This is a genomic window from Gemmatimonadales bacterium (genome assembly GCA_019637315.1).
GTDB lineage: Bacteria > Gemmatimonadota > Gemmatimonadetes > Gemmatimonadales > GWC2-71-9 > SHZU01.
The window spans coordinates 233771-248904 of record JAHBVU010000005.1 but is presented as its reverse complement, the minus strand read 5'-3'; the positions used below and the strand labels follow the sequence as shown (position 1 = coordinate 248904).

At 66.9% G+C, this 15134-nt stretch carries 7 protein-coding genes; 2 read left to right on the top strand and 5 right to left on the bottom strand.

The window, feature by feature from the left end:
* Positions 1-15: 15 nt before the first annotated feature.
* Complete coding sequence (locus tag KF785_07030) at positions 16-1134, bottom strand: M55 family metallopeptidase (GenBank protein MBX3146511.1); 1119 nt, start codon at positions 1132-1134, stop codon at positions 16-18.
* Positions 1135-1589: 455 nt separating this feature from the next.
* Between KF785_07030 and KF785_07025 the strand changes: the two genes are divergently transcribed.
* Entirely contained in the window at positions 1590-3086 is a 1497-nt protein-coding gene (locus tag KF785_07025) for a beta-lactamase family protein (protein MBX3146510.1), read from the top strand.
* Positions 3087-3143: 57 nt separating this feature from the next.
* Here KF785_07025 and KF785_07020 read toward each other — a convergent pair whose 3' ends face one another.
* On the bottom strand, positions 3144-3680 hold the full coding sequence (locus tag KF785_07020) for a DNA starvation/stationary phase protection protein (protein MBX3146509.1): 537 nt from the start codon (positions 3678-3680) through the stop codon (positions 3144-3146).
* Positions 3681-3829: 149 nt separating this feature from the next.
* Here KF785_07020 and KF785_07015 point away from each other — a divergent pair, with 149 nt between their 5' ends.
* The gene (locus tag KF785_07015; protein ID MBX3146508.1) at positions 3830-5125 is read left to right on the top strand and encodes a serine hydrolase; all 1296 of its coding nucleotides are present in this window, start codon (positions 3830-3832) and stop codon (positions 5123-5125) included.
* On the opposite strand, the gene KF785_07010 is transcribed toward KF785_07015, so the two are convergent.
* The 3 genes from KF785_07010 to KF785_07000 all read right to left on the bottom strand — a co-directional run bounded on the left by KF785_07010 (position 5122) and on the right by KF785_07000 (position 14948).
* Positions 5122-6882 carry a DUF2817 domain-containing protein gene (locus tag KF785_07010; GenBank protein ID MBX3146507.1) on the bottom strand — a complete coding sequence of 587 codons (1761 nt, stop codon included), beginning with the start codon at positions 6880-6882 and terminating at the stop codon, positions 5122-5124. The two genes, KF785_07015 and KF785_07010, sit on opposite strands and share 4 nt — an antisense overlap.
* Before the next feature lie 78 nt (positions 6883-6960).
* Positions 6961-9222 (bottom strand): penicillin-binding protein 1C, encoded by a 2262-nt coding sequence (gene pbpC, locus KF785_07005; GenBank protein MBX3146506.1) that lies wholly within the window; start codon positions 9220-9222, stop codon positions 6961-6963.
* Positions 9219-14948: an Ig-like domain-containing protein gene (locus tag KF785_07000; GenBank protein MBX3146505.1), complete on the bottom strand. Its 5730-nt coding sequence runs from the start codon at positions 14946-14948 to the stop codon at positions 9219-9221. Before KF785_07000 ends, pbpC begins: the two co-directional genes overlap by 4 nt.
* Between the last annotated feature and the right edge of the window lie 186 nt (positions 14949-15134).

The window sequence follows — 15134 nt, the reverse complement described above, 5'->3', positions numbered from 1 at the left end:
GGCAGAGCAACGAGTTCAGCGGTACCCGTGGCCCCGTCGTACTTCGGTAATGCCGGGAGGCGGCGGCGTTGGCTGCCACCGTCCCGATTCGTAGTCGAACCAGGTGAGTCGGCGCCTGACGTTGTGGTCGCGGAGCAGACGCGCGCCGGCAGAGTCGGCGGCGAGTGCGCGCGTCAGCGGTGCGGTAGAACCGCTGGTTGCGACACCGATCAGCTGGACCAGGATATCGTAGGCATGGCGGAGCGAGTCTGCTTCGAAGAACAAGGTGCTGTCGGAGTACGGGATACCGGGAATCCCGTCGAACATCGCGAGGCTCGCGGGTGGAACCGCCTTGAGGCCAGCACGAAGCTTCCCGGGGACTCGCATGGCCTGCGCCTTCCCCACCCTGAGATTCTCGACCGCCTTCTGGGCATGCGCGGTCAGGTCGGCCCGAGCCTCTTCAACGGGGCGAGGGTCGGCGCTGTCGGCGGCGGTGGCCGTCTTGACGGTGACGTACTCGATCCACGGCATGGTCTTGAGATCGTCTGCCAGGCGGTCATCGCCGGAGGCAAAGATCACCGGAATGCCCTGCCGACCCCACGACAGAGCAACGAGCTCCGTCTCGGTAATCGGCTGTCCGTTGATCAGGATCCCGATGCCTAACGTGAAGGTATGCGCCGCAAAGCCGCGGCTGCCCGTCTTGGAGTGCATCCCGACGACGGCAACGGCATCGTATGCCTTGGGCGTCACCAGGTCGAAGTACGCGTCGAACGGCGCATCCTTCATGATCTGCTGGACTCTCGGGTCGAGCAGATCGCGCCGGAGATCCGGATCGGCGTTGCCACTGCCATGGCCGTCGACCACGAACACTTCGGTTGCCCCGCCCGCATAGAGTCCGGCGACAACGGCGTTGACATCGGCAGCCAGCATCTCCTGACCCGTCGGGTAGAGCGGATGCCCGAAACGGAACGATCCGGGATCGGTCTGGCCCGAGAGGCCTTCCATGTCGTGCAGCACCAGGATCCTGATGCCGTCGGTCGTGTCAGCCCGAACGGTCTCGAGGTTCCACGGAGCACCAGACGACCCCGACGAGGACGGGGACGATGGAGCACATGCCACGAGCGGGGCCAGGAGCAGCAGAAGAGGAGTTCGCATGTCAGGATCCGATTCAGAGGATGCGGCGGGTGCCGGGACGTGAACGCACGTGCCGACAGACTGCATCGGATAATAACTGGCCGTCATCCGATCGCGAGTGGGCAACGATCGCCTTGCTGAACCACCGCGGTGGCCGTAACGTGAGGGCAGCCATGACGGATACCGTCCACCACATCGTCGCATTGTTTCTGATCGTGATCTTTCCGATCTGGGATCGGATCGAGACGCGCCGACTCCGCGCCTTGTCTTCACTGCACTCTTCATCGTGACCGGCAGCATCTGGATACCGATCGTGGTTCATGGACTAATCGATCTTCGGATTCTGCTGATCCTTCCCCGCGATGAGGCAGCCGCCACAGGGGCGTCGGGATAGACCTGCCCTCGTCTGCGACTTGTCACGCATCCCGCCTCTAGGGTATCGTCCGCCCCATCGCCCTGACCGCGGAGTCCTGCCAATGATCACGTCCCTTCGTCGCCTGATCGGATTCGGCGCCATCGTTGCTGCGAGCGCCTCGACCGCTTCCGCCGCGCCGATCCAGCCTCGACCGGACCCGTTCGACTCGGTCCGCGCATCGGTGCGCCGAGTCATGGCCGAACGCAAGATTCCTTCGGTGGCAATTGCCGCGGCTCGTGACGGCAAGATCGTCTGGGAGGAAGGATTCGGCTGGGCCGATCGAGAGCGCAAGGTCGCGGCAACGCCCACGACGATGTATTCGCTGGCATCAATCTCGAAACCAGTAACCGGCACAGGACTGATGGTGCTGGTGCAGCAGGGCAAGGTCAACCTCGACGCGCCCGCCAACGATTACCTCAAAGACGCCCCGCTGACAGCGCGCGAAGGACGCACGGTCGACGCGACAGTACGCCGAGTGGCCGAGCACACTTCAGGGCTGCCGCTGCACTACCAGTTCTTCTACCACGACCGGTCACCGGCACGCCCAACCATGGACGAGGCGATCCGTCGCTATGGCTTTCTCGCTGCGCCTCCGGGCACCCAGTTCACCTATTCGAACCTCGGCTACGGCGTGCTCGAGCGAATCATCGAGCGAGTCTCGGGAAGGTCGTACGACGCCTTCCTGCGCGACGAGGTGTTCACCCCCCTCGGCCTGACCCGCATGGCAGTGGTCACTGCTCCGATTACCGGCGATTCGGTCGCCACCCGCTATGACGCCGATCAGAATCCGATTCCCTGGTACGATTTCGACCATCGGGGCGCCTCGGCCGTGTACGCCAGTGCCCGCGACCTGGCCCGCTATGGCATCTATCACCTTGGCATCACGGCGCCGGGCCAGCGGCAGATTCTCACGACGGAGGCCCGCGAAGAAATGCTGCGCCCGACCTCTCGTCGCGCCGAGCGTGTTGGGTACGGCGTGGGTTGGCAAACCTTTGAGGACGACTATGGCTACCTCGCCCAAGGGCATTCAGGTGGTATGCCCGGCGTGGCCACCTCGCTTCGGATTTATCCGGAGTCCAAGACCGTGGTGGTCGTGTTGATCAATGCCGCGGAAGGCAGTACGGCTGCCCGGCTTGCCTCCGAAGTCGCGGCGGCGATGATGCCGCGCTACGCCGAACGGCTTCGGGCAGCCCGAGCGGACTCGACGGCGACACCCCGATTCACGCCAGGTGCGGAGCTGACGGGTCGGTGGAGCGGCACCATCACGACTTGGCAGGGCAGCATTCCGCTCAGTGTCACACTCGGGGCCGACGGTGTCACCCGTGCGTCCATCGGAGCGGGTACCGCAGCGGAGGTCGAGCGGGTCCGACTGCAGAACGGCCGGCTGACCGGCACCTTCGACGCCACGGTGCCCACCCCTGATGCGTCACGGGTGCCCCACAACGTGATGCTCGACCTCCGACTCCACGATGGCGCCCTGAGCGGCTGGGTTTCGGCCATGGCACCCAATCTGTTCGCGCTGTCCTACTACGCCGCGCTCAAGCGCGACCCCCGGTAGCACGCCGAGGCTCCGCAGCTGAGGGAACCTGCGGAGCCTGGCACGGCCGGACGGACTTCACCTGCGCCGAGTGATCTCGAACAGGAACCAGACGCGCTTCTCTGCCTCATCGATCCAGTTCTCGAGCAGACTCGCCCCCGCGAGATCGCCATACTCGTCGCAGATGTCGTGGGCTTCCCGCATTCGCGCGGTCAGTGCCCTGTTATCCTCGCACAGTTCAGCGAGCATCTCGTGCGGTGCGACATAGTCGGCATCGTTATCGAGAATCCGCTGCATCCGAGCTATCTGGCCCACTGATTTGAGCGTGTCGCCGCCCAGCTTGCGGACGCGTTCAGCCATCGGGTCGATTATCGCGAGCAGCTCCGCGGCGTGCTCATCGAGCAGCTCATGATAGTCGCGGAACGATGGCCCGCTCATGTGCCAGTGGTAGTTCTTGACCTTCACGTAGAGCGCGAAGATGTCGGCCAGCAGCCGATTGAGCGCCCCACTAATGTCTCTGGTCGCAGCCTCGCTCAAATCGGTGGGTGTAGCAAGCGGCGCCTTGCGCCGGCCCTTCGGGCTGGTGACTCGCTGCGATGACACCGTCTTGGCCATGGTTCATTCCTCCCTCAGGGTGACAGGTGCTGCTCCCATCAAGCTCTCGCTCCTGATGGCGAACGCAAGGGCTGGAACTCGCCCTCAACACCGAGTCAGGCGGTCGGCTTTCTTGTCCGTGGTCGCTGCAGTGGGAGACGCACCACCCTATGTTTTGCCTCACCATGCGAACCGGCATTCGTCCAACCGGGATGGCCTCAGCCCTCTTGGTCGCGATCGCGGCCGGCTGGGGATGTGCCACCGGGCAACCAGTCGGGTCGCCCCCCTCCTCGGCCAGCGGCATCGACCGGGGGATAGCTGCTGCGGACTCGGTTCTCACAGCCGCGATGGGGGTGAGCACGGCCGGGGCCGTCCTGGTGGTGTCGAGGGACGGGCGCCTCATCACGGAACGCGCCTACGGCTACGCCCGGCTGACCGACTCGATGGGGCGGCGACTCGTCACCCCGGTGCCGATGCAGACCCATACCGTGTTCGACGTCGCGTCCGTCACCAAGGCTCTGGCGACAACACTCGCGGTCATGCTGCTGGTCGATCGAGGCACGGTTGACCTGGATGCACCCGTCCACCGCTACCTGCGCGACTTTCGCGGGCCCCACCTGGATAGCATCACGGTTCGGCACCTGCTGGCCCACAGCTCCGGTCTGCTCCAGTGGCAACCGCTCTACTATCACGCCGCGACGCCTCGCCAGACCTACGATCTGATCCGATCGATGCCTCTCGGAACGGGTGTCGGCGCGGAGCGTCGCTACAGCGACCTGGGATTCATGCTGCTCGGCTATCTCATCGAGCAGGTCGCCGGCGAGACGCTGCCGAGCCTGCTGCACCGCGAATTCTACGGCCCGCTCGGCCTCCGCAGCACGAGCTTCCGGCCGGAGCGGCGGAACGTCGCGTTCGCGACGACCGAAACCGGCAACGGCTACGAGCGTCAGATGGTCTACGATTCGACCTTTGGCTATCGGTATCGGGAGGACCCGACGGCGTGGAACGGCTGGCGGAGTTACCCGCTCGAGGGAGAGGTGAACGACGGGAATGCCTGGTACGCCCACGCCGGGGTGGCCGGGCATGCCGGCCTGTTCGCGACCGGAGCGGACCTGGATGTCCTGATGCGACTGCTGCTGGCTCGCGGCCGGTCAGGCGGTCGCCGCTACCTTCGCAGTGAGACAGTCGATCTGTTTTTCACTCGGGATCGGTTCGGACATCTGGTCGGGTGGAACGCCCCCGACGACGCGCCGGAGGGCAGCTTTGCGCATACCGGCTTTACCGGGACCTATGTGCTCGGAGTGCCGGCCTACAATCTTTCCATCGTCCTGCTGACCAATCGTCAGCATCTCGGGCGCAACCAGCGCGGCAACTTTCCCGATGTAACCCCGGTCCGCCGAGCCGTGGTCGAGGCGATTCTCGCCGGCGCTCGGAGCGACGCCGGCGCGCATCACTCAACCCGCTAGGGCTGCCAGTATCGCGTCCGGTCGGCTGCTCCGTAGCGAGTCACTTCGAGCAACGACTTCGGCTGTTCGGTCACCACCCGCATCATCGGGATCCGCTGCCGCTGCGAGAGCAGCTCGTCGGCACGGCGCTCGAGCTGAGTCCGTTGCGCCGCAGTGAGCGCGCCGGCATCGACGTCGCCCAGCAGTTCCCGGAGCGCTTCCTCGCGCGAGGTGGGGGTTACCCGCAGAACGTTGTCCGTGTAGCCCCAGGTAATCAGGTTGTCATCTGTTTCCGGCTCGAGCAGATAGGTAATCAGGCGGCCCTTGGCCTGCGCCGTGCTGACATAGTACCAGCCGACCGGCACCTCAACTCGCTCGACCTTTTTTTCGACCCCGGCCACTTCCCGCAGGTAGTGTCCCTGGAAGTAGGGGCCTCGACGGATCCCGGTGGCATCGTACACTTCGAGCTCGAGACTGGCGGGCGCCGAGAAGCGGTGCACCTGAATGCCATGATCCAGGAGCAGGGGAACCACTTTGGCAATCGATGCCGGCAGCACATACCCGCGCGGGCGCGCCACCGTTCGCGTCACGCTGTATCGCAACCAGACCGGCACCGTCTCCTGCCGATAGGTCGGCAGACTGTCCGCGCCCCGCTCGCCCGGCATCCAGACGGATTCAGACCCGCGGGACACCAACTCATACCCGACGACCACCTGATCTCGAGGCGTTGGCGAAACGCCTGCCAGAACCGCCCGGGTTCGTGCTGCGGAGGTCAGGGAACGAACGGTGCTCCGATGCCGGGCCGCGTGGGCCAGGACCGTCCGCATCCCGATGACCTGGCCCCGCACCTGATGGAAGTAGCGTTCCTCAACGGGAACCACTTCGACAACACCGTTGCGGACCCGGTGCGTACTGGACGGCGTCTCGAACAGCATGCCGATCGAGTTGACCAATCCGGTATAGACGTGATGTTTCCGCGCCTCGACCGACGTCGAGCCCCAGCCACGAACGCCGTCACGCGTCTGCGGCCCCGAATAGTCGAAGCCGTCGTAACCCTCGAGCTGCAGCGCCTTTCGCATCTCGGGAAAGATGGTTGTGTAGGGATAGGCCCGCAGCGCCGAGTCGGCCGCCGGGTTGAGGGTGCCCTGCCAGGTCAGCGTGTAGGGTGCCGCGCCGCCGTGATGAGTGTCGATGTGGATATCGGGCGTCCACTCGTTCATCACCTGAGTCACCAGCGCATAGATCTCCTGCGACTCGAGCTTGAGATAGTCGCGGTTCATGTCGAACCCTTCCTCATTGGTCCGGCGGCGTACCTCGCCACCATCCGGATTGATGAGGGGAACGAACAGAACGATCACGCTGTCGAGCAGGTGATGCAGGTCGCCTGCGACGAGGTCACGCGCCACCAGCTGCGAAGCCTCCTTGCCCGCCGGCTCGTTGCCGTGGACGGCATTGGCAATCAGGACGATGGTCTTGCCGGAGCGAAGCGCATCCTGGGGAGATGCGATCGGCTCCTTCGAGACCGTGACGAGCGTGAACTCTCGACCGAGGAGGGTCCGGGTGAGGTGGCGCACGCTGACCCGATCGCTGACCCGGTCGAGCTCGTACCAGAACCGCATCAGCGGCTCGAAGGGTGTCGGGCCGGCCTTGAACCCCTGCTCCTCCTGCCAGGTGCGCGGACCCTGCTGCGCAAACGCCGGAGCCGTCGCCATCGACGCCGTGGCGACCGCAAACAGGATTCCAGCAACGACCAAGGGACGATGCAAACGATGCCTCATGGCGTAACGCCTCGGGTTGACAGTAGGAGTCTCAAACTATCGGACAGCGACGATCGGATGGAAGGCCCGGATCCAACGTCATTGCACCACGTCGATGACGACCTGGTCGGTTTCGGAGCCTGAGACGGCGCGAATCCGGTGGGTGCCCACGGTCAGCGGCAACCGACTGGCCTTCGTCTCGACGCCGTCGACATACCACCGGATCGGAACCGAACCGCCTGCTGCGCGAAGACCGACGGTGGCATAGGCCGTGTCGACACCCGGCACGAAGCGATACCGGTCGCCATGGCGGGGAGAGGTAATCCGGAAGCCCGCGACCGCCGAGTCGGTGCTGACCCGGACGATACCAGCCGCCACCACCGCATTCCCGGCCAGGCTCCGACTGGCCCACTCGACATACTCGGGCGGGAGTCGAACCCCCGCATCGGTGTACCAGGTGTCGGGTAACGGTTCCCGCCCCGCCACGAACCATTCCGTCAGCGCCGGGCACCCGTTGCCCGCACGTCCACCCGAGAGTCGGCAGACCTCGACAGGGATGAGCCCAAGATCAGCCGGGGTCGGGAGTACGCCAGGTGCGTAACGCGCGGCGACGGCAGTGACTGCCCGCTGAAGCAGGGGGCCCGCACCGGTAATGCCGCTGGCACCCTGCAGCGGACGCCCGCTGAAGTTGCCGACCCACACTGCAACGGTGAAGCCCGCCGTGGTCGCCACCGCCCAGTTGTCGGTGAAGTGACGGCTGGTGCCCGTCTTGGCCGCTGCGGGAAAGGGAAACTCGAGCGGTGTCGAGGGCCCGAAACCCGGCAGCCGCGCGATCGGATCCGCCAGGATATCGAGGATCTGCACGGCCGCTTCGGTACTGATGACTCGGACCGCCTCACCTTGCGCGGGGCCGCCGTCGGTTGCCCGCCAGCCGACCGGGCGCCAGACCCCGCCGTTGGCGAGCGCGCGATAGGCATTCGCCAGTTCGAGCAGAGTGACATCGCCATTGCCTAACGCCAGACCCAGACCATAGTGGTCGGGACGCCTGGTCAGGCTGGCAAAACCCGCACGGTGGAGGGTCGCCAGCAAGGGCGCCACGCCCACAGCGGAGGCAAGCCCTACCGTCGGCACGTTGTAACTCGACGCCAGTGCCTCTCGGAAACGGACCGGGCCACGGTAGCGGCGGTCGTAGTTGCGCGGCGCATAGGGTCCGTTTGCCGTTGGATACACCGTCGAAACGTCGGCGAGGATACTGGCTGCGGTGTACCCCTGATCCAAGGCCAGACCATAGAGAAATGGCTTCAGTGTCGACCCCGGCTGCCGAGCGGAGACCACCATGTCGACCTGCCCAGCCTCGGCCGCAAAGAAGTCGGGCGACCCAACCCAGGCCAGGATCTCGCCGGTCCGGTTCTCGAGCACGACGGCGGCCGCATGCTCAGCTCCATAGCTCCGCATTTGGGCTACGGTGTGGCGAACCTCCGCTTCGACGGCCTGCTCGAGCATCGGGTCGAGCGAGGTCCGCACGGTGCCCAGCGACCGCAATGTGTCGGCCCGACGGAGCAGCCAGCTGGTAAAGTGGGGTGCCAGAAAGCGCGGCGTACTCCCAGCACCGTGGGCAGGTTCGAGCCGCGCTCGGGCCAGATCGCCCGGGAGGGCCAGACGATTCGACTCGAGCCGATCGAGCACCCGGTTGCGTCGCGCCTCCGCACGGGGCAGCGAGACAAGCGGATTGTCGCGGCTCGGAGCGTGTGCCAACCCCGCAAGCATCGCAGCCTGGGCCAGGCTCACGTCGCTCGCGGGCATCCCGAAGTAGAGCCGCGCGGCCGCATCGACGCCGACAGCGCCCTGGCCCAGCGGAACCCGGTTGAGATACTGCTCGAGGATCTCCTGCTTCGTCAGCTGGCGATCGAGCCTGAGCGCCCAAAGGCCCTGCGACACCTTGCCGCTCCAGCTGCGAGACGACCCGGTCACCAAACGGGCCAGCTGCATGGTAACGGTCGACGCACCGGATACGACGCGCCGAGCGGCCAGGTTCTGTCGGGTCGCGCGCAGCAGCGCGGCGGGATCAACGCCGTGATGCTCATAGAAGCGCCGGTCCTCAGCGGCAACGAAGGCCACCAACAGATCCGGGTCGATCTCCGCGAGCGGCAGCCAGCGGCGCCGACTGCCGTCATCGGCCCGGGTCGCCCGAAGCGGCGACCCGTCACGGGCCAGCAGGACGATCTCATCCCCGACCGGAGGCGCGAGCCGGGCCCGATCGACCGGCCAGTGAATCCAGGCGCCAAGCGCGAGCGCAGCCAGGCCTGACCATCGAGCCAGGCGCAGCAACCGCCGAGGCCGAAACCGCCGCGGGTAGCTCACGGGGCTCGCGCGGTCACCGTGAAGGTGCCACCATCGCTCCGGCCAAAGACCGCCGGGTTGTACATCTCCTCGGCGTGAGCCTGGGGCCGGGTGAAGGTGCCTGGCGTGGTGGCGCGGGCCAGGTAGCTCGCGGTGTAGCTGCCGCCCCAAAGCAGGCGTGCAGCGTAGACCACCCGATCGTCGCGCAGCTCGCGATGGTCGAACGGCGACCACCAGCCGCTGTCCCAGGATCCGAAGCTCCAGCGCGGCGCGGCACCCTCCCCTTCCTGGCCCGTCTGGTCCACCGGCTCGAGCTGCCCAGGCCCGCCGATACCACCCACGGTACGAAGGCTCAGATCGATTGCCTCGAGCCCGGCCGGCAAGGGATCGTCGAGCACGACGAATGACCGCTCACTGGGCACCGTCACGCGGAGGCGAACCCGGACCAGTTCTCCTTCTGCAATCGAGGTGACCGGCTTACCGGTTCGGTAGTCCTCGTACCAGCGCTCGACCCGGATACCGCGGTCCTCCGGGTTGACGGGTGCAACCCGGGGCGTCTCGGTCAGCGTGAGATAGAAGAAGCCGGGGTCGCCGGCGCCGCGGGCCGCGACCTCGAGCGGCAGCGGTCCGGGCCTCCGGCCTCGGAGCAGGTCTCGCAAGCTGCGGACCGAATCGCCGGTGACTTGCGCTCCCGCCGTGGCAAAGACGGTTCGACCGCCACTCCGGACTTCGAGCGGACGACGATTCACCGCCGGGAACCGGCGCTGCCAGGCGTCGACGGCGCGCACCGCCATGGCGTGATCCTGGGTGTTCCACCACTGGTCGGGATCGCGACGACGCCCACGACCAACCACGGTTTCGAGCAACGGCGTCACCAGCGGATGGCCAGGTTCGACAGCCATGGTCGACAGCAGCAGATACGCAGGCATCCGAACCGCGGAAGGAAGGTAGAAGCGGCTTTGGAGCGAGTCCGGCAGGCTCACCGTCCGCCCTTCGACCACCGCAAGCGCCCAGAACGGCTCGACGATGCGACGCGCCATTCGCTCATCGCCGGCCCGGGCAAGCGTCAAAGCAAAGCGCAGCCGATCGTCCGCCGGGAGCTGACCGAGACGCCGAGTCAACTCGTTCTCGAGCGGCTGGTTGCGCTTGCCGGCCCGGCTCAGGAAGTCGGCAATGGCAACCCGCTCCGTCAGGTTGGCATGCACCTCGGTGTCGCGAAGGCCCACGGTCAGGGCCATGTTCTCCTGCCGCTCGAGCGCGGCCGTGAGGTAACCCACCATCGCCGCGACGACGGTGTCCGGAACGGCAAACCCTGCCGCGCGGGCCTCCAGCAACACCTCACCGGCATTGGCGGTCATCCACGGGGAGGTCCAGTCCGTGGCGCTCCAGAGACCGATACCGCCATCGCTCCGCTGTCTGCGCATGATCAGGTCGAGCGCCCGACCGGCCTCGCTCCGCAACCGAACCGTGTCACCGGCCTCCGCCCCGGCTGCCGTGCGGGCCCGGTAGAGCGCAATCATCGGGAGCGCAACCGCACTCATCTGCTCGGTGCAGAGATAGGGATAAGCACGCAGGTCATCGGCGTAGCCACGCAGCAGCGCCAGAGGCGAGGAGCCGAGACTCAAGGTCACCCGAGACCGGACCGGATCGGCGTCGGGCGAAACGTCGAGTGTGACCTGCGCCGTATCCTGGACCAGCCCGGCCACCACCGCCGTGCGCGGCCGGAAGGCAGGGCGGATCGGGATTGCGAGCCGCACCGCATCGCGATCGCCGGCGCCGGCAACATCGAAGCGGAAGGCCGCGCTGTCGCCTTCGGACGCCAGGAAGTCGAAGCGCACCTCCCGCCCGCGCCCTGCTTCCAGCGAGGTGCGCTGCTGTTTCCGGCCGGACAGACGAATCCCGGTCGCATCGGCCCGGACCTCGACGGTCGGGGTACCGCCGACTCGATGATTGACCACGACGCCCGCGGTAAAGCGATCGCCGGCGCGCACGAAGCGCGGCAGCGACGGGCGAGCGAGCAGCGGCCGAGTCACCAGCAGAGGTGACTGACCGCTGCCGAAACGGTCGCCGGCGGTGACAGCAACCGCCATGACGCGGAAGGTGGTGAGGTTGTCGGGCAGGGTGACCGTTGCGGTGCCGACGCCGTCCTCGCCCGTCACGACCGAGCCCAGGAAGAACGCAGTGGTCTTGAATCGGGAGCGCAGCACGTCGGCCGCGCCTTCGCCGCCGCCGCCACCGGGATTGCGGCCCTTGTCGCCCTGCTTCACCTGCGGAGCGACCGAGGTCAGGTTGCTGCCCAGCCGGAGGCCGAGCCCGCGCGGCTGGTAGAGCAAGTCGATCGGGTCGGGCGTCCGGAAGCCGGTCAGCGACAGCACGCCTTCATCGACCGCCCACAGCGTCACTTCGCTCCTGGCACCGCGACTCGCATCGGTTACCGAGGCGGTAAAGACCGCACGATCACCGGGCCGATACTCTGGCTTGTCGGCGGCGAGCGCCACGTTCAGCCGCTTCGGCTCCGGGGTAACCCGCACCTCGGCGTAGCCGACCCGAATCGTGGGCCGTCCGGGATCGTCCAACGGTCCGGGGGCCGCGCTCCGCCCGCGGGCCACCACGATCGAGACGAAGGCGTTAGGCGCCCAGGCCTCGGACACGGGCAGGCGCAGCGTCGTCGCCCCGTCGGCAATCCGGATCCGGCGCTGTTCGATGACCCCTTCTCGCTCGACCGTGACCCACGCCTCTGCATCCGTGAAGGGCGAGGCAAACAGCACCGTGGCGGTGTCGCCCACGGTGTACCGGCTTTGGTCGGGTACCACATCCATTTTGAACTGCGACTCATCCGCCCACGGCACCCATCCCGGGCCCGTGACCCAGCGATAGAAGCTCGTCGCGACCTCTCGGCCGCCGGGATCCCGGGCCGCAAAGGCGACGATATAGCTGCCGGCCTGCTTCGGCGTGAACCGGCAGCTCGTCGGCGCCGCGCCCGTCCGCAGCTGGCAGCGATCGACCGTATCCTGGACCCACTCGCCGACCAGCTCCGCGTATCCGTTGTTCTCGCGACGCACCTGATGCCACTCGCGTCGGATCAGCAGCCCGGTCACCGGCACGTCGGCCACCCGGCGGCCGTCGGGACGCACCGCCAGCACCTCGACCGCCTGAGGACTGCCCGCGGGCCAGAAATAGCTGCCGGCCGGTTTGGCGGCGATGTAGAAGGCGGTCGGGTGCACCACGACACTGGCGCCGCCGTACACGGTCTGTCGATTGACGTCGGTGACGACCGCCTCGACGCTGACCCTGGCCGGGAGGGCAGGATTGGCCAGTTCGAGCGGCGCGGTGATGCGCAGCTGACCAGCCGCATCGAGCGAGTCGGAGCGGGACTCGCTGACCGAGCTGGCGGTCCGCCCGCTCCATTCCTCCCACCACCACCCGCGGGCGGCCACGTAGTAGCCCTCGGTGTTCGGAACGGTCAGGTCCCAGGGCTCGATGCTGCGCTGCCGGACGCTCCAGGTCACCTTGGCTCGGGCCATGGGGGCTCCGAAGAGATATCGGGCGCTCACGGTTGCTGGCAGCCGCTCAGCATTCTGACGCGCCGCGGTATCTGCCGTCACGTCGACCAGAAACTCCGGCGCGCGGTACTCCGCGACACGATACGCCGCCCGGGCAATCTCCTGCCACTGCCCTTCGCGACGGAGACTCGCCGTAACCGCGTACTGACCGAGCGGAGCGGCGTCCGGCAGCCGGATCGCAGGCGACGCCGTACCGAAGGCCGAGGGTGCCACGACACGTTCGAGCAGGGTACCGCCATCCCGATCCTCGAACACCAGGCGCACCGAGTCCGTCTGTCGCGGCACCTCGAGCGCACCGAGCGCTCCGGTGCGAACGATGGCCTTCGCAAAAACGGAGTCGCCGGGGCGGTAGATGCCACGCTCGGTAAAGAGCGCCCCGGCCATCGGGTAGCGGTCGCGCCCCCAGGCCCCCGACACGTTGAACTGCCAGGGCGACAGGTTGGCGTCATACTGATTGACGCCGACCAGGGCGCGGTCGGCGCCAAGTCGGGCTTCGACGTACCCTTCGAAATCCTCGTATCGATATTCGTCCGCACTGTCCGCAGCGACTGCCGGACGGCGCATCGGCGCGAAACGGAACAATCCCGTCTGATCTGTGACGCCCTCAGCCAGGAGATTCCGACGGCGGTCGCGAACTCGAATCGCGGCGCCGGCCCGGGGCTTTCCATCGCTCACGCCCGTGACCCAGACGGCACCCTCCTCGCGACCGATCTTGGCGTGAATGCCCAGGTCGGTCACCTGGATCAGCGCAATCGGCTGATACTCCTCGGCGGAGGCGCGCTCCCCTTCTCGACGGGGCCGGGGCAGGCGCGGACTCGAGATCTTGACGGCGTAGAGCGTCGGGGTGCCTGCGACGCCGGCGTCCGGGGCGGGAAAAGCCACTCCGTACACGCCGTGCCGATCCCGCTCGCTACGTACCGCAAGACGCCGTCGAGTCGCTCGCTTGGCAAGGGCGGTCCAATCCTCACCCCAGGCATACCACGACTGCGACAGAAGCTTTGCCTCGAGCGACTCCGGCACGGCGGCGGAGATCACCTCGACCGTGTCGACATTGACGTGGGTAATCGGCAGGGTCCGGAGACCGTTTCGTTCGATGGTCAGCCGACCGTTCAGGTACGAAACGCTTGGTTCGAATCCGGTCGTCACGACGGTTTGCCGCGGATTGCCCTGCAGCTTCTGGCCAAAAGCATCGGTCAGGGCGGGATCCACCTGGACCAGGTAGCCGGTGCGCGGCCTGAGGTCAGCCGACAGGATCCACCGGTCGCGCACATCACTGGTGTCGCCGACGGTAAACGTCACCTTGGGCAGGACCGATACATGTCGTAGCAGATCGGCGCCACGCACCGGAGTGCTGAAGACCAGTCGGATCGGGCCCGCCGGGCAGAACTCGCCCCCCGAGCAAGCGGACTCGACCAGCCGGAAGGGGCCGTAGGTCCGGAAGGGCCAGCGTCGGAATGCGCCGGGCGCTTCGGCATCGATGGTCGTCGGGGTGACCAGGGCCGCGCGGCATGCCAGGGGCAGCGGATCGACCGGAGCGAGGTCGACGATGCGGCGGAGTGAGTCGGCCGATCGGTCGCGATCCCAGCCGCCCGCCTCCCGGATCTGCCAGGGCGCGTCCGCCGGCACGGGTCGCTCGCTGGCCGCGCGGAACCGCACGGTTCCGGTTCGTCCGCACCCCTGGCCCAGTTCCAGATACACCAGCCGAGTCACCAGCTCGGTCGGAGCCGTCGAGGAAAGCACCAGCGAGAAGCGGGTCTCCGGGGTGACGAACTGCGGGGCATCACCGGCGCTGACCGGCAGGCCAGCCAGGACGGCCGGCCCGTTCACCCGAAACGCGAACCGGTGCGGGGCGGCCAGGCGACTGCCGTCGAGGGCTGTAAAGTCTTGACTGACAGTGACTTGATAGCTCGTACCGGGGTTGAGCGGCCGATCGGGCCGCAGCCGGATCGTTACCGGGTCGCGCCATTCGACCGTGCCAGGCAAGGCAGGTACGATCGTCACCAGAGACCGTGCCTCGACCGTGGCATCGAGGGACCCGGCCACCGGGCGGTCGAAGGTGATCGTCACGACCGAGGTTGGGGACGCCTCGGGGCCCGGGGTGGTTCGAATCACCCTCAGGGCAGGCGGTTGGTCGGCCGCGAGGGCCGCGGCAACGAGCAGAATCGCAGTACGAATTGGCGGCATGGGACCCAGGTCGGCCGGGATGCTGGTAACCTACTGACACGATCGACCCAAGTCATTACCATGTCACGGGTTGCCGGAAAACGCGGTTGGGAAACCTGACTCGGGCGGGGACTATGCCGTTGGATCGAAAGTAGCTATACTATATTGTGGTACCGCAATCGCTTACGTCTCTTGGCGACCGATCTG